15 protein-coding genes and 1 pseudogene are annotated in these 14,682 nt (G+C 66.0%); 13 read left to right on the top strand and 3 right to left on the bottom strand.

The window, feature by feature from the left end; genetic code table 11:
- Window positions 1–24: 24 nt before the first annotated feature.
- Window positions 25–918 carry an IS982 family transposase gene (locus RB614_RS40225; protein WP_308717983.1) on the bottom strand — a complete coding sequence of 298 codons (894 nt, stop codon included), beginning with the start codon at window positions 916–918 and terminating at the stop codon, window positions 25–27.
- A 200-nt stretch (window positions 919–1,118) separates the two neighbouring features.
- Here RB614_RS40225 and RB614_RS40230 point away from each other — a divergent pair, with 200 nt between their 5' ends.
- The 3 genes from RB614_RS40230 to RB614_RS44540 all read left to right on the top strand — a co-directional run bounded on the left by RB614_RS40230 (window position 1,119) and on the right by RB614_RS44540 (window position 3,511).
- Window positions 1,119–1,934: a type II restriction endonuclease gene (locus RB614_RS40230; protein WP_308717984.1), complete on the top strand. Its 816-nt coding sequence runs from the start codon at window positions 1,119–1,121 to the stop codon at window positions 1,932–1,934.
- Between the two features lie 71 nt (window positions 1,935–2,005).
- The gene (locus tag RB614_RS40235; protein ID WP_428983210.1) at window positions 2,006–3,058 is read left to right on the top strand and encodes a DNA cytosine methyltransferase; all 1,053 of its coding nucleotides are present in this window, start codon (window positions 2,006–2,008) and stop codon (window positions 3,056–3,058) included.
- A 9-nt stretch (window positions 3,059–3,067) separates the two neighbouring features.
- Window positions 3,068–3,511: a very short patch repair endonuclease gene (locus RB614_RS44540; protein WP_428983208.1), complete on the top strand. Its 444-nt coding sequence runs from the start codon at window positions 3,068–3,070 to the stop codon at window positions 3,509–3,511.
- A 49-nt stretch (window positions 3,512–3,560) separates the two neighbouring features.
- Here the strand turns inward: RB614_RS44540 and RB614_RS40240 are convergent, their stop codons facing one another.
- Window positions 3,561–5,234 carry a DUF262 domain-containing protein gene (locus RB614_RS40240; RefSeq protein ID WP_308717986.1) on the bottom strand — a complete coding sequence of 558 codons (1,674 nt, stop codon included), beginning with the start codon at window positions 5,232–5,234 and terminating at the stop codon, window positions 3,561–3,563.
- A gap of 297 nt (window positions 5,235–5,531) precedes the next feature.
- Here RB614_RS40240 and RB614_RS44545 point away from each other — a divergent pair, with 297 nt between their 5' ends.
- The 9 genes and pseudogenes from RB614_RS44545 to RB614_RS40280 all read left to right on the top strand — a co-directional run bounded on the left by RB614_RS44545 (window position 5,532) and on the right by RB614_RS40280 (window position 11,787).
- On the top strand, window positions 5,532–5,783 hold the full coding sequence (locus RB614_RS44545) for a helix-turn-helix transcriptional regulator (protein ID WP_428983209.1): 252 nt from the start codon (window positions 5,532–5,534) through the stop codon (window positions 5,781–5,783).
- A complete protein-coding gene (locus RB614_RS40245) occupies window positions 5,689–6,744 on the top strand; it encodes a tetratricopeptide repeat protein (RefSeq protein WP_308717987.1) in 1,056 nt (351 codons plus the stop codon). Before RB614_RS44545 ends, RB614_RS40245 begins: the two co-directional genes overlap by 95 nt.
- Before the next feature lie 6 nt (window positions 6,745–6,750).
- Complete coding sequence (locus RB614_RS40250) at window positions 6,751–7,302, top strand: flavoprotein (RefSeq protein ID WP_308717988.1); 552 nt, start codon at window positions 6,751–6,753, stop codon at window positions 7,300–7,302.
- Window positions 7,303–7,693: 391 nt separating this feature from the next.
- Window positions 7,694–7,981, top strand: a pseudogene (locus RB614_RS40255) (hypothetical protein); the annotation flags it as partial.
- A 191-nt stretch (window positions 7,982–8,172) separates the two neighbouring features.
- Window positions 8,173–8,757, top strand: a complete 585-nt coding sequence (locus tag RB614_RS40260) for a hypothetical protein (RefSeq protein WP_308717989.1) — start codon at window positions 8,173–8,175, stop codon at window positions 8,755–8,757.
- Between the two features lie 8 nt (window positions 8,758–8,765).
- Complete coding sequence (locus tag RB614_RS40265) at window positions 8,766–9,875, top strand: XRE family transcriptional regulator (RefSeq protein WP_308717990.1); 1,110 nt, start codon at window positions 8,766–8,768, stop codon at window positions 9,873–9,875.
- 8 nt (window positions 9,876–9,883) lie between these two features.
- A complete protein-coding gene (locus tag RB614_RS40270; protein ID WP_308717991.1) occupies window positions 9,884–10,771 on the top strand; it encodes an NAD-dependent epimerase/dehydratase family protein in 888 nt (295 codons plus the stop codon).
- A gap of 10 nt (window positions 10,772–10,781) precedes the next feature.
- Window positions 10,782–11,249 (top strand): MarR family winged helix-turn-helix transcriptional regulator, encoded by a 468-nt coding sequence (locus tag RB614_RS40275; protein ID WP_308717992.1) that lies wholly within the window; start codon window positions 10,782–10,784, stop codon window positions 11,247–11,249.
- A gap of 4 nt (window positions 11,250–11,253) precedes the next feature.
- The gene (locus RB614_RS40280; protein WP_308717993.1) at window positions 11,254–11,787 is read left to right on the top strand and encodes a YbhB/YbcL family Raf kinase inhibitor-like protein; all 534 of its coding nucleotides are present in this window, start codon (window positions 11,254–11,256) and stop codon (window positions 11,785–11,787) included.
- On the opposite strand, the gene RB614_RS40285 is transcribed toward RB614_RS40280, so the two are convergent.
- On the bottom strand, window positions 11,777–12,562 hold the full coding sequence (locus RB614_RS40285) for an IucA/IucC family C-terminal-domain containing protein (protein ID WP_308718047.1): 786 nt from the start codon (window positions 12,560–12,562) through the stop codon (window positions 11,777–11,779). The two genes, RB614_RS40280 and RB614_RS40285, sit on opposite strands and share 11 nt — an antisense overlap.
- 361 nt (window positions 12,563–12,923) lie before the next feature.
- Between RB614_RS40285 and RB614_RS40290 the strand changes: the two genes are divergently transcribed.
- Window positions 12,924–14,444, top strand: coding sequence for a peptide deformylase (locus RB614_RS40290; protein WP_308717994.1), 1,521 nt, complete (start codon window positions 12,924–12,926; stop codon window positions 14,442–14,444).
- Window positions 14,445–14,682 lie beyond the last annotated feature (238 nt).

Raw genomic sequence — 14,682 nt, forward strand, 5'->3', positions numbered from 1 at the left:
CTAGACGAGTAGTTCCGATGTCGGTCAGTGGTCGTAGGCGATCAGTGACCGGGTGATCGGTGCGCCGGTCTTGTTGTTGTGCCAGATCGCGGCGGCCATGGCCAGTAGGCGTTGGGCGATGCGGACGGCGACTCCGGTGAAGGTCCGTCCGCCGTGTTGTTCGAGGTCGAGTTGACCTTTGAGGGTGTCGTTGACCGACTCGATCAGCTGCCGGACCTTCTTGAGCAGCGCCTCGCCGTAGCGGGCTTTGTCCCGCTTGCGAGAGGGCCGCAGCAACTGGATACCCTGCTCGGCCAGGTCCCGCTCGAGTGTCTTGGACGCGAAGCCCTTGTCGCTGATCATCAGGATGCCGGTGTGCTCGGCGACCACGCCGGCTTCGACCTCGAGCATCGCGGCGAGGACCTCCCGTTCGCCGATCTTCGGGTTGGCCAGGGCCCACATGATCGGCATCCCGGTCGGGGTGCACACCAGATACAGGCGCAGGCCCCAGAAGAACCGTGAGTGGGAGGCGCAGTAGCCGTATCCGGCCCACCCGGCCAGGTCCGAGCGTTTCACCGTCGGGCGGGACATGCCGCACGGGATCGGGGTGGAGTCGACGATCCAGTGGTTGTCGAACCAGAAGTCGCTGTCACGGGCCAGGTCCCGGATGGTCTTCTTGATCAGCGGCAGGGCGGCACGGAGCCGCTTGTTGTAGCCGGGGCGTTGTGGCAGGTAGGGGAACCAGGCGCGTAGATGGATCCGGGCGTAGCGGATCCAGTGCGCCTCCGACCGGGCGCCGAGCAGGACCTGGGCCACGGCCAGGCAGACCAGCTCGGAGTCGGTCAGCAGCGGCGGCCGGCCCAACCATCGCGGCGTCCGGATCGTGTCATCGATCTTCACGTAAAGTGCGGTCAAGAGGGTGTCGAGGTCTTGCGTCACAACATGATCATCGACACCCTCCCTCATGCCCTCGCATCGACCCCCGACATCGGAACTACTCGTCTAGAAGGTGTGCAACGGACGCGCTTGACGCATCCTCAGCTAGTGGAAGGAAGGCCCTCGGAGGCCGGAGCGAAAGTCCCGTGGCCGCCCGAGGTGACGCGTCGTGAAAGGTCTGGCAGGCTACTGTCCTTGTGGACGTGCTTGATCTCGAGCAGTGGCTCCGAGGGCAATGTCAGGACTATCGGTTCGACCTTCGTGGTGTGTTCCGGCGAGACAGCGAGATGGCGGTCTGGCCAGTCCATGCGGCCGACGCGGCCGAACTCGAAGCACGACTAGCTTCAGGCGGCCACATCCTGCCGCTTCCGAAGGAGCCGGCGGCTCTTGCCAATGTGCTTGAGGTCTCCATTGTGGATTTCGTCCTGACGAGACTCCGTCAGATCGACGGCGCGGAGGCGTCACGCGGCTCAGAGCGAGGCTACCCGGACTTAGAGATCAGCGGAGCTGCCTTTGGCGGCGGCTTCCACGCGATTGATGTCAAGTGCGCGCGGCGATCGGCGAGTGGGAATACGACGCAGAGTGCAATCACCCTATATACGGGAAATACCTACTTTAGGCACCCAACCCTGCACTGGCCTGGGGTACCGAGACCGTTCGATGACTATGTGTCACACCTTGACCTGATTGCGATCTACACGTTGCGACCGGACCTACCACATCGCGTTGATGACCTTGAGATCATCGTCCAAGAGCCCTGGCGTATCGCCAGTCGCAGCCGGTCATCGAAGACGCGCGAGTACATCGGGGCAGTAAAGAACATCGATGATCTTCGCTTGGGGAGAGGGGCCTTCGAGACGCCGGCGGCCTTCTACGGCTACTGGCGGAGGTTTCACTTCACCATCTCCCAGGAGGTTCAGCGACAGTACGAGCTTGCCTTGGAGGCGACCAGGCAAGAACTCGCTGCGTACAGGGCCGCTTCCGAGGGCACGTCTACCACGGAAGGTCGCAGCATATGAAGGACTCGCCAAACTCGGTTCCTCGCGTGGCAGGGCGGGTCTGGCATGATCATGCCGTGGGAACCAGAGGCGTGGCCATATCTTTGTTCTCCGGGGCCGGCGGCCTCGACCTTGGCGCTCAGCGAGCTGGGTACGAGGTCCGAGCCGCTGTGGAGTGGGACCGCGATGCTGCCGCGACGATGGAGAAGAATTTCCCGCACCTCGTCGCCCCTGTCATTCAGTCAGACATCCTGACCGTGTCCACCGAGGAGATCCTGACGGCCGCAGGTTTGGGCACAGGGGAGCGACCGGACCTGCTCATTGGTGGCCCCCCTTGCACGCCGTTCTCCAAGTCAGGGTTCTGGCTGGACTGGAAGCGCGACGGCCTAGACCCCACTGCCTCGCTTCTCCAGGAATACACACGGGTACTGCGTGAGGCCAAGCCTCGTCGATTTGTTCTCGAAAACGTGTACGCGTTGACTTACAACAACAAGGCTAGCAAGCCGGCCTTCGAGCGCCTAATGCGAGAAATTGACGAGGCAGGTTACCACTGCGCGTGGAAGGTGTTGTTCGCAGCCGACTATGGCGTGCCGCAGGCAAGACCGCGGCTATTTGTAGTTGGGGCTCCGAAGAGTGAGCCAGTCCCAACTCACCCTGAACCCACGCATGGCGGAAAGTGGGAGAGCACACTTACTGGCAAGCTCGATCGTCCTCATGTAACTGCGGGCGAGGTCCTGGAGAACCTAGTTACGGAGCCGGAGCCGAGCGAGATCGTTGGAGGCAAGTACGGACATCTTTTGAAGGATATACCCCCGGGCGACAACTACCTCTTCTATACCGAGAATCGTGGTCACCCTAACCCACAGTTCAAATGGCGTGGAAAGTATTGGTCCTTCCTCCTCAAGCTGTCGCCGGACCGTCCATCCCCCACGATTCAGGCACAGCCAGGTCCCTATATTGGCCCCTTTCATTGGGACAACCGCCGCCTGCGAGTGCCTGAACTTAAACGACTGTTCACGTTTCCCGACAACTTCGAGTTTGTTGGCACCCGCAACTCCGTCCAAGCCCAGATTGGCAACTCGGTCCCGCCACTGCTTGCCGAAAGAGTCATTGGGGCTCTTACCAGGGTTTCTGCCGCGTACTAGGATCGACCCGTGACGAAGAAGTGGGCGTCTACGGTTGCCGGTCAGCATCTTCGCCAGCGTTCGAAAAAGAACACTGAGCCGGAGCGGCTGCTTCGGAGCGCACTTCATAGGATAGGGGCCAGGTTCCGCCTACACCCCAATATCGCCCCAGGATGTACGCCCGATATCACGCTTCCTAGGCGGAGGATCGCGGTATTTGTTGACGGCGACTATTGGCACTCTTGCCCGGTGCACGGCCGTAAGACTCCCTTTACTGGACCAAACGCGGTGTTGTGGGAAGAAAAGATGCGCCGAAATCGCGAAAGGGACGAACGAAGCTCACGGATTGCTGAGGCTTCTGGATGGCTAGTGGTCCGCGTGTGGGAATGCACTATTAGATACAACTCGGCATCGGCAGCGCGCGCCGTCCTAGCCGGAGTCTCACCGGCCCCAGAGCCGAGCGCGCGGCCTTAACGACCGGATGGCTATGCTGACTCCGAGCCGTATGCGATGAGCGGGGCTATTAGAAACGCCACACTTCCTCGTACGCTAGGGTCGCTAGACGTTTAGCTCGCTCTTCGATTTCCTTCGCGGTCCATTGTGACTCTGCAGTGATATCCGGTTCCATCTTCGCTCTTGCCAGGATGGTCCTCTTTGAGGCGAACGGCTTGTCGCCAAGTTCGTCATTTAGCTCGTTGCTAACCAGGATTAGGTTTCCAATACGCGCTGCATCAGCCGGCCGCACATCGACCTTCTTCCCGCCTTGAGGCGCGATATGCTCAACGGTCATCTGGTCATAGTCGACGGGCGGGGCCGAAAGCGACTGAGCGATATGAAGCCTTATTAGCGCGTATCGCACCAGTGGCGCCTGAAGTGGGAACAGTTTGCTGCTCTTAAGTTCGAGGAACGACGCCTCGAACTCTGCGTACGATGGAAGCCGCGTGCGGAGCTTATCGAGCAGCTCGTCGATCGCTTGAACTCGGGCATCAGCGTTCTTCGCATTTACTAGTGCACGAGCAGCTGCTGAGTACATCCGGCTTACGCCGCCAGAGCTAGGCTGGTTTGCCACGGCCGTTGCGACGAAGTGGTATCCCTCGAGTGCTCGAACGGCCTTGATGAGAGTCTTAAGCTTGATCTCGTCGGCCTCATATGCCCGCAATAACGAGAGGATCATAGGTAGCGGCTGCCGCATTCGGAAGAGGCTCAACGCACCAAGCGCGTGCTTTACGGGAAGCTGGGGTTTCTTCCAATCGCGATAACTGGGTTCCTGTGCCTGCCGATATAGCTCACCGTCGGTGATGAGTGAGTCGAGGAATTCCTGGGCGTTGTTGGACTTTACCTGAGCCTTAACCGACCGAAAAAGCTGCTTTTCGCCAACATAGTCCTGGCGCGACAGCCAGCTGTGCAGAAGAAAGCGGTTCATGCTGATGTCCGCTGAACTCTTGGCGAAGCTGTCTAGGATGCCGTTCCACCTATCGCGAATTTGGTCGAGATCCACGTTGGTGGGCTTGAGCAGTGCGAAGACGTGCGACTTGACCAGGTCCGAGACCTCAAGGTCCTTGCCGCGACTATTCATCGTCTGGAAAATCATGGTTGCGTCGTCCTCGTTATCAACCTCCACAAGGACAACGGTCAGCCCAAGAATCTTGTCACGGAGCTTCTTAAGCTCCATGACCTTCGTCGCCTTCCTCTTAGCCTCCGCTATGGTCGGATTAGAATCAATCGAGGTTACGACCGCCCGTACGCGTGCTCGGAGGAGCTGGAAAGCCGACTCGATGGCTTTTTCTTCTGGCTTCGCCGGCTGTTCCTTGTGGGCAGAGCCTGGCATTGCTTGCACTCGTGCTTGAAGGAACGGGTGCGACGTTTCGGTCTGTAGTACGAAGCGGGTGTTGCCCTGCGCGTCCACCCGCTCAATCATGGTTTGAAGACCGGTGGCCTCCTTGTCGGCTTCCAGGTCACGGAACGCATTGCGCAGCGCGGCGAGTAGCAGGGTGATCGTTGTGAGGCGCTGCTGGCCGTCCACCAGCCCAAACGCGCCGCTTCCTCCACTAGTATAGACTACCATCGAACCGATGAAGTAGTCGCCCTCACTTTCGACGACGTCGGTCCAGAACTCCTCCACATTGCTGCGGTCCCAGGAATACGGACGCTGGAAGCGAGGGATCTTGTAGAAGGCTCCGCCCAGAAGGTTGGCCACTGTTCGACCGTTGCTGGCAACTTGCATGTGATCCGTCCCGCCTTAACGCTCCGAAGTCTGACGCCGTTGGTTGCACCTTAGTCTTCCGTTGACGTTAGATCGACGTGGTTATGCCCCATTGCGGTGCTCGTGTTCGCTGGCGGGCGGACCGACGGCGAACCCACGGCGGACGCTTGCTGGCGTATTCATCTGGGGCCACACGCCGATGGAGTCGGGCACGGTTCGCGAGTGGCGAACCGGTGCTCGCCAAGCTCGTGGCTGTAGGTTTCCAGGCGCCTGTGGGATCGTGGACCAGTGGTGTCCGGGTCGGTTGGGGAGCGAATCGCGGCGTACCGGCGTCGGCGCGGGCTGAGTCAGGCGGCACTCGCTGGGCTGGTCGGCCGGTCTGAGTTATGGTTGTCGCAGGTAGAGCGCGGTATCCGCTCCGTCGACCCGGCTCTCGGTACTGCTGGATATGGCGAAGGTGCTGCGGGTCGAGGTCGAGGCGTTGACCGGTGTGCCGTGGCAGTACGCGCCCAACGGCGGCACGGTCGCTGGCGGGCTGGGTGAGGTTCGCCGGTTCTTCTCGCAGTTCGACAACCTGTTCCCAGCCGCGTCGGTCGAGCCGGTCGACCTGGCCGTGATGCGTGCGGAGGTCGTGGGTGCGCACCAGGCGTACCAGGCGGCCCGGTATGACGAAGTCATCGCCGGCCTGCCGGGGTTACTGGGCGCGTCTGATGTCTTGCACCGGTCGGCGGTCGGCGACATCCGGCGCGATGCTCTGTTGGAGTATGTGTCGGCGTACGCGGTAGCGGCAAAGCTTCTCACGAAGATGGGCGCCGGTGATCTGGCGCTGCTAGCGGCGGATCGGTGCGCGACAGCTGCCGTCGACGCTGATTCGCTTGCCGCGCGTGGGATGGCGGCATACCAGGTGGTGTGCGCGTTGCTGCGGAGCGACCGGCCCGAGGACGCCGAGTCGCTAGCCGTGCGGATGGCCGTGGAGATCCAGCGCCATACCAAGCGGGACGCGCCAACGCTGGTTTCTGTCGCGGGTGCGTTGTGGCTGATCGCGGCGGTCATCGCGTCTCGCCGGACCGATCGAGCCGAGGCGCTCCGCCGGCTCGACCTGGCCGACCAGCTTGCGGACATGCTGGGTGAAGATGGCAACTTCGCGTGGACGGCGTTCGGCGCGACGAACGTTGCCATTCATCGTGTGTCGGTGGCGGCCGAGCTGGGCGATCCTGCCGAGGCGTTGCGTCTGGCCGAGCCGGTCGATCCGGAGCGTCTGCCGGCTGGGCTGAATAGCCGGCGGGCGCAGGTGCACCTTGATCTCGCCTGGGCGCATGCCCAGCGCAAGCGGGATGCCGAAGCGCTGTTGCAGCTGATGGAGGCCGAGCAGCTGGCGCCGGAGTCGGTCCGGTACAACGTCATCGTTCGGGAGCTGGTACGCGAGATGCTGGGCCGGCAGCGGCACGGCGTGAAGAGCAGCGCGCTGCATGGCCTTGCCGTGCAGGCCGGGGTGCTGGACTAGCTGGCGATGAGCGACACAGACATTACGGTCGTGGTTTCCGGCGCGCCGCTTACTGGGCGGACGCCGGATCTGGTTGCGGCGCTGGGTGCGGAGGGGTGGCGGCCGACCGTGGTTGCTACGCCTGCGGCGGCTGCCTGGCTGGACGCTGATGCGGTGGCGGCCGTGACGGGCGAGGCGCCGCGGTTCGAGTTCCGTTCGCCGGAGCAGGCCAAGCGTGGCGGGCCGCCGTCTGCGGTCGTCGTGTGTCCGGCCACCTTCAATACGATCAACAAGGCGGCGACTGGTGCCGCAGATACCTATGCCCTGGCAGTGGTCTGCGAGGCGCTGGGCACCGGATTGCCCATGCTGCTGGTGCCGATGGTCAATAACAAGCTCTGGGGACATCCAGCCTGGGCGGGAAACCTCATGTTGTTGAGGAACGCCGGCGCGGTCCTCGTTGATATCCACACCGGACTCTTGGAGCCGGCTGCGGTAGCGTCGGGTACCGGTGGCGAGGTGGTCGAGCGGTTCGAACCCGCCTGGGTGACCGCGCAGCTCAAGCGGCTTCTGTCGCGTTAGCGAGACGTAACCCGGACTTTGTGCGGGTGCTCGTCCGCAATCTCGTGCGGGTCACATCTCGGTACGTGGTTGGTTGCGCCAACGCCTTCACGATGCGTAGCACAACGAAATCCCACGCGACCCAAGTCGATGGCTGGAGCTATTGGCGACGTGGGGACGCATCGACCGGGAAGGCAGACCACCAGTGGGTACAGCAGCGGCAATCGCGGCGCCTTCATGCCCGTCGTGTCGGGGTAACGGCTGGAAGTTCGCGACGCATCGCGCGGAGCTGCGCGCTCTGGCAGCGTCGTGCGCTGGGCGGGTGGTGTCGCGGCGGTCCTGTGTGGACTGTTCTGGTTCTGGTCGGTCGTCGGCTGGGTCGTAAGCGGGGTGTCGGGGCGGGTGTCAAAATTACGGCCGGGTGTGGCGTGACGCGCGGGAGAAGGCGCTCACCGCCGAGCAGGTCGCCTCGCCGCTCGCCGGCCGGCCGTACGACCTGCGGCACGCGGCCGTGTCGCTCTGGCTGAACGGCGGCGTTCCGGCAACCGAGGTCGCACGTCGCGCCGGTCACGGAGTGGCCGTGCTGCTCAAGGTCTACGCCGGGTGCATCGACGGCGAAGAGGAGCAGATCAACCGGCGGATCGAGCGGGCGCTGCGGGCGAGTCGGGGGCGGGGGCGCAACGGGGGGAAGGGACGATGACCGGAGACGAGCGGAGGAAGAAACAGCAGGTCACAGAGGCCAGACATCCAAAAGAGCGAGTGGACTTGAAAACCGCTATGGGTGGTGACACTCATCGTGGGTTCGAATCCCACACCCTCCGCTCCCGGCGTCACCACGCAGCGGCGGCGCGGCGCGGTGACATGTATGAAGTTCCGTGTCATTTTATGCCCATGGCTTCGTACGGGCGGGCCCTGAGCGCCCTCCACCCCACCTTCGCCACGATCTTCCACAGCCTGGAAGAGGGGCTCGAAGAGGCCCAGCGATACCACACCGAGATGCTCTACCGGCGCTCCGACGACCCGCACCTCTTCCTGCACCTCGCCCGTCGCCGGGCTTGCGCTGTCCTTGAGCGGGAGGGTCTGTCTGCCAGGCAGGTCGACGAGACCGCGGCGCTCAACCTGTCCGGGATCCTGATCCACCATCAAGGCTTCGCCGTGCGCGTCCTGCACGCCCAGCATGAAGGCGGCCGCGAGGTGGAGATACCGGTGCCGGGCTCCTCCAAGCCGCGGCAGGACTTTTGGCGGCAGGCGTCGGCGATCCCGGATCTGGAGACCGACAACCTGCTGCTGCTTTGGGGCGACGACGGTGGCGTTCTCACCGATCCGCTGACTCTCGTCCGTCCGCTGGGCGGTGACAACCTGAAGGCCAACCTGCGGGTGGAGTGGCGCGGAAAGATCTCCCGGGAGATGGCTAAGCTGCGGGCGGAAGACCTGGTTGACCTTGAGCCCGATTGGCAGGCGGAAGAGCTGGCCTAGGAGACGAGATGATCTACGGCGAGCGCATCAGGCAGGTGCGGGAGATGCACCGGCTGACGCAAGCCGACCTCGTCAAGGAGGTGCCTTCGCTCAGCCAGTCGCGGCTGTCGCGGATCGAAAAGGACCTGGCGCCGATCGACGATGAGTCGTTGGCGCTGGTGGCTGCCGTTACGGGCGTTGCGGTCGGCTTCTTTTCGCGGACCCCGACGCCCGGTTTCTCGATCCTGTCTCCGCAGATGCGGTCGCGCAGCCGGCTGACCCAGGGCGAAAAGTCCGCCGCGCTGCAGTGGGCGCGACTTGTCGACGAGGAGTACCAGAACCTGCGCCACGGGGCGCGCGCCCTGCCGGTCCGGCTGCGGCCGACCCCGGGTGCCACACCGGAGGAGGCGGCGGCCGAGGCGAGGAGGACGTTGGGGTTTTCCCCGCACCAGCCGCTTCCCTACCTCATCCTGGCGGCAGAGCGGGCGGGCGTGACCGTCCTCGGCCTGCCGTACGCGATCGAGACGCTCGACGCCTTCTGCGCCTGGCGCCAGGACGAGCCGGTCATCGCACTGCTCGATGGGGTACCCGGGGACCGAGTGCGGTTCAGCGTCGCGCACGAGATCGGTCACCTGATGCTGCACCAGCCCGGGCAGACCGGCCCGGAGATCGAGGCCGAGGCCGACAGGTTCGCGGCGGAGCTTCTCACGCCCCTCGCGGCCTTGCGGGGCGCCATGCCGCACAACCCCACGTTGAGTGCGCTGGTGATGCTCAAGACCATCTGGGGTGTGTCGGTGAAGAGCCTGGTGCGCCGAGCCAAGGAGCTGGGCACGGTGGACGGCGACCGGGCGCTGAGCCTGTACAAGCAGATGAGCTCCCGCGGTTGGAACAGGCGCGAGCCGGGCTACGTGCCGCCCGAAAAGCCACGTGCCTTGCGGAAGATGGCGGAGATCGTGCACGGCGCCGGGGTACGGACGGAGCGTTTCGCCGCGATGGCCGCCTGGTCCGAGGAGCTCGCCCTCAACGTCTTGGCCCAGCACGCCACCGCCGACGAGCTTCCCCACGAGCCCGCACCGGAGAGGCCGGACCCGACGAACGTGATCCCCCTCCGCCCCCGCACTCTCAAAGCCGTGCGTTGACGGTCGTCATGCGTGTACTCGTCACGGGTGGTCAGGGGTATCTCGGCCATGCCGTCTGCCACGCCCTGGGCGCCGCCGGCCATCAGGTCGCCGTGCTCGGCCGCCGTACCGGCGTCGACGTCCGGGACCGCGGGACGGTCGCCGAGTTTGTGAGGGGGGTGCGGCCGGACGCTGTCTGCCACCTCGCCGCGCTGACGCGGGCCCGCGACTCGTTCGCCGACCCGCTCGCCTTTTTCGACGTCAACGTCGGCGGCACCCTCAACCTCCTGCTCGCCCTCGACCGTCCGGTCCCGTTCGTCCTGGCGTCCAGCAGCATCGTCTACGGCGGCCGGCAGACCGGCGCGCTCGGCGAAGACCTGCCACCTAATCCGGAGAGCCCTTACGCCGCCTCCAAGGTCGCCGCCGAGCAGATGGTCGCCGCCCATGCGGCTACCGGGGCGGTCGGCGGTGTCATCCTGCGCTGCTTCAACATCTCCGGCGCGGTCGCCGGCGTCGGTGACGCGGACCCGACGCGGATCATTCCCAACGTCTTCCGGGCGATCACGGGCGAGCTGCCGCACGTGACGCTCAACGGCGACGGCTCGGCGACGAGGGACTTCGTGCATATAACGGACGTCGCGCAAGCCGTGACCAGCGCCGTCGACCGCGCGCGGCCCGGGGAGAGCCAGACCTACAACATCGGGAGCGGCACCGGCACCAGCATGGCCGCGATCATCGAGGCGGCCGAGGTGGTCACGGGCCGGCGGGTACCGGTCAAGCACAACCCGCCCAAGCCGGAGCCGGCGCACCTCATCGCCGACATCGCGCGGGCCCGGGCGGGACTGGATTGGGAGCCGCGCCACTCGACCCCGGACCGTATCCTCAACGACGCATGGGCGGTATGGACGGCGCCATAGGGTGCGAAATATGCAGACTCCCGACGAGGTGCCGGCGTCCTCCTCGCGCATGTGGGAGCTTCCCAGCTGGCTGCTCACCCAGACGGCCACCCACGCCGGCCGGCTGGTGTCGGAGGGGTTGGCCACCCTCGACGCGCGGGGGTACCACTTCCGCGTGCTGACCACGCTGGAGGAGCTCGGGCCGGCCAGCCAGGCGACGCTCGGCCGGCGCGGCGGTGTCCACCTCAGCGACCTGGTGGCGACGATCAACGAGCTGGCCGAGCGGGGCTACGTCGAGCGGGCGCCGGACCCCGAGGACCGGCGGCGCAATGTCGTCACCATCACCGCCGCGGGCCGGCGGCAGCTGCGGCGGTTGGAAAAGCAGTTGGTACGGATCCAGGACGAGCTGCTCGCCCCGCTGTCGCCGCAGGAGCGGGACGAGTTCGCCCAGCTGCTGACTCGGCTTCTCCGCCACCACATGCGCCGAGTGCGAGGATGACGGTATGAGTCTTGACCGTCCTATCGCACCGGACCCGTACGAGCTGCTCCCGGCCGTACCGTCGTTCACGCTCACCAGCAGCGACCTCGACGAAGGTCAGCCGTTCGACGCGGCCTTCGCCCACGACAGCGTCGGTGGCCAGAATCTCTCGCCCCACCTGGCCTGGTCGGGCTTCCCCACCGAGACCCGCAGCTTCGTCGTGAGCTGCTTCGACCCGGACGCCCCGGTCGTCAGCGGCTTCTGGCACTGGAACCTGGTCAACCTGCCGGTCTCGGTCACCGAGCTGGCCCGCGGCGAGGGCGCCGCCGACGTGCACGGTGGCTTCCACGTGCGCAACGACTACGGGACGCGGGCGTACGGCGGCGCCGCCCCGCCCGCGGGTGACCGCCCGCACCGGTACTACTTCGCCGTCCACGCGGTCGACGTCGAGGCGCTCGACCTGACGCCGGACGTCTCGAACGCGGTGGTCGGCTTCAACCTCGTCTTCCACACGCTGGCGCGGGCCGTCCTGGTCGCCACGTACCAGGTCAAGGCTTGATGCAGCAGCCTGCGCAGATCTTGGGCTGAGGCAGGGTGAACGCGAGGCAGCAGGTCTTGCGCTGCACCGTCAGCTCGCCGTGCTGCCCGGGCACCAGGTCGATCAGGTCTTCGACGCCCAGCGTCGTGAGCAGCGTGCCGATGTGCTCCGCCGTCGAACCGGGGAGCACGTCGGCCGCGCGCAGGATGCCGTGCGCGATGCCGGAGCTGACCGAGCCGAGCAGGGTACGGGCGCCAACGCGCACCTCGGCGTGGATCGCGTCGAGCATCGGGGTGAGGTGGGCGTCGAGCAGCGCGGCCCGCAGCGCGCCGAGCAGGGCCTCCTCGTCGCGTACCACCCGCACCTGGGGGAGGCCGGAGAGGGCCAGCGGGTCGGAGGGGAGCACCGCGACCGCGACCGAGCGGCGGTAGGCGAGCGTGAGCAGCGGCCGCTGGTCTTCGAAGTGCATCAGCACGTCGTCGGGGTAGAGCAGGGGGACCCGCCGCGCCGAGGCCCAGCCGAGCACCACGGGCAGCGAGAGCCAGTACGTATACGCCTTCCACGCCAGCGCGGCCGCCGCGTGCGGGGACGCCTGCCACCGTCGCTTGGCCGAGCCGAGCAGGTCGGGCAGGCGGCTGCCGTCGACGAGGCGGGACGCGGTGATCCACTCGGCGTCGGAGAACTCGGGCACCACGAGGCCCGGCGTGAGGCCCGGCAGGTCATCGGTGCCGAACATCGCGCGCAGCGTAGACGTGATCGGCGCGAGGAGGTCAGCGCCTGCGATCCGATGGGGCACGACGGTGGTCACTTTGCGTCGCCTCCCTTACGGAGTGCGACGTACGCGGTCAGGCAGGGGAAGTGCCCCATCCAGTGCCGCGTAAACGTGTCCACCACGCTGCTTCCCTTTGGTCTCAAGCCGACGGATCAATCTAGCGTACTAAGGCTAGGCTAACCAGAGGATCCGGCGCGCGTCTCTCTTTCTCCTCACAACATGTCTACAGTCACACTCCGTATGAGATTACGGAACGTAGCTGTCCGATACGACTGAGTAGCTGAACTGCCCGTTTGTCAAGGCTTTTGTCGGTAACGCGCCAGTTCATGTTGGGCCGAGCGGCTCGGAAAGCAGACTGAAAGTCCCGGCCCGAGGTACCCAAGAGATGACGACATCGCCCATCGAGCGGGCTGCGGACACGTTCGCGGCTGAGCTGGCCCGATGGCGGGTCGAGCGCAGCATGAGCAAGAAGCAGCTCGCGGCCCGCATGGGCTTCGACCCGTCCTACGTCAGCCATGTCGAGGGACGCCGCCACCGCCCCACCGAGGACTTCGCCCGGCGTGCCGAGGCGGTGCTCGGCGCGGGCGGCGCGATCTGGCAGCGCTACCAGGAGTACGACGAGCTGCGCCACGCCCGCTCCGCGGCGAGTCACCGCGACCCGCCGGTGCCCGAGCAGTGGCTGCCGCCCGGCACCGGCCTGATCGTGGAGCAGGAGGTGGCCACCCTCTCCTACCGCGAGGGGTCGTACCGGTGCGTCATCCGCCGGGCCCTCTACAACGCCGGCACCGAGCCGGTCACCCGCTACCTGATCCGGGTGGCCGTCGACCGATACCCGCACGATCCGGAAAAGTCCAACCGCCACCACCGCGAGCACCCGCTCAGCTTCGCCGAGCTCGACCTCCAGGCGTGGTGCGGCGAGGAGCCGGCTCGAGAGGCGATGGAGTACCGCAAGAAGCACGACCGGGACGCGTTCAAGGAGGTCTGGCTCCTCTTCGAAAACTCCGAGGGGCGCTTCCCGCTCTACCCCGGGCAGCGCACCGTCATCGAGTACGCCTACACGGTCAGTCACGACAAGTGGGGACAGTGGTTTCAGCGCGCGGTGCGACTGCCGACCCGGCGCCTCACCGTGCGGCTCGACTTCCCGAACTGGCTCGACTCGCAGGTCTGGGGCGTGGAGACCTCGCTGTCCGCCGAGGAGGCCCCGCTGCGCACACCGGTCAGCCGGCGCGCGGAGGGCGAGCGGATGGTCTTCGAGTGGACGACCGAGTCGCCGCCGCTCAACGCCCGCTACCGGCTGGAGTGGCGCTTCCGCGGCCACAACGGACCGCCCCCGTCCGGCCTCGCGATCGCGGTCCGGGCCAGCGACCGCATGCGCGCGGTCGGCATCGTGCAGCGCGGCGCCGACTCGCTCCGCCAGGCCGCCCGCCAGTTCGACCTGCCACATGACGAGGCGGACGCGCGTGACGTCGTCGACCGGCTCGTGGGGGCGCTCGACCGGGTCGAGGAGCTGCACACGTTCACCAAGGGGGTGGGCCTGGCCGCGCCGCAGATCGGGCTGCCCTGGGCGGCCGCCGTGGTGCGCCCCGCCGATCGCACCGCCGAGCCGGTCGTGCTGCTCAACCCCCGGATCGTGGAGTCGTCGCCGGAGACCGACGAGCAGTACGAGGGGTGCATGTCCTTCTTCGACGTGCGCGGCAAGGTCTCCCGGCCACTCACGCTGCAGGTCGAGCACGCCAAGTGGGACGGCGGCCGGGTGATCACGGCGTTCGAGCAGGGCATGGCCCGGCTGGTCGCGCACGAGATCGACCACCTCGAAGGCCGCCTCTACGTCGACCGGATGCCGCCCGGGGTCCCGCTCGTGCCCGTCGAGGAGTACCGCGAGGCCGGAAACCCCTGGCGATACTGACGACCCAGGATCCGTTTCAGAATCTGAGCTACCGCGACGTCCGCGGTGGTCCGGACCGTTGCTCCCGCGGCCTCACCCTGCGCGATCGCGGGGGCCGGCGCGGAACGCGCCGACCCCCTGACCAACATCCGCCGACCGGCTCCCGCAGGCCGCAGTGGGTTGTGAACCGCGGAGGGCGAGGCCGCGGGAACGCACCCCAAGAAAACGCTCCGCTGCGCTCCACGTTTCCCCGGGGACC

Source organism: Phytohabitans maris (assembly GCF_031085175.1).
In the GTDB taxonomy this organism is placed as follows: domain Bacteria; phylum Actinomycetota; class Actinomycetes; order Mycobacteriales; family Micromonosporaceae; genus Phytohabitans; species Phytohabitans maris.

Excerpts from the sequence above, each read along its gene's own strand:
- RB614_RS40245 (WP_308717987.1), top strand. The coding sequence starts at position 5,689 with ATGGCGAAGGTGCTGCGGGTCGAGGTCGAGGCGTTGACCGGTGTGCCG.
- RB614_RS40250 (WP_308717988.1), top strand. The coding sequence starts at position 6,751 with ATGAGCGACACAGACATTACGGTCGTGGTTTCCGGCGCGCCGCTTACT.
- RB614_RS40260 (WP_308717989.1), top strand. The coding sequence starts at position 8,173 with ATGGCTTCGTACGGGCGGGCCCTGAGCGCCCTCCACCCCACCTTCGCC.
- RB614_RS40265 (WP_308717990.1), top strand. The coding sequence starts at position 8,766 with ATGATCTACGGCGAGCGCATCAGGCAGGTGCGGGAGATGCACCGGCTG.
- RB614_RS40270 (WP_308717991.1), top strand. The coding sequence starts at position 9,884 with ATGCGTGTACTCGTCACGGGTGGTCAGGGGTATCTCGGCCATGCCGTC.
- RB614_RS40275 (WP_308717992.1), top strand. The coding sequence starts at position 10,782 with ATGCAGACTCCCGACGAGGTGCCGGCGTCCTCCTCGCGCATGTGGGAG.
- RB614_RS40280 (WP_308717993.1), top strand. The coding sequence starts at position 11,254 with ATGAGTCTTGACCGTCCTATCGCACCGGACCCGTACGAGCTGCTCCCG.
- RB614_RS40290 (WP_308717994.1), top strand. The coding sequence starts at position 12,924 with ATGACGACATCGCCCATCGAGCGGGCTGCGGACACGTTCGCGGCTGAG.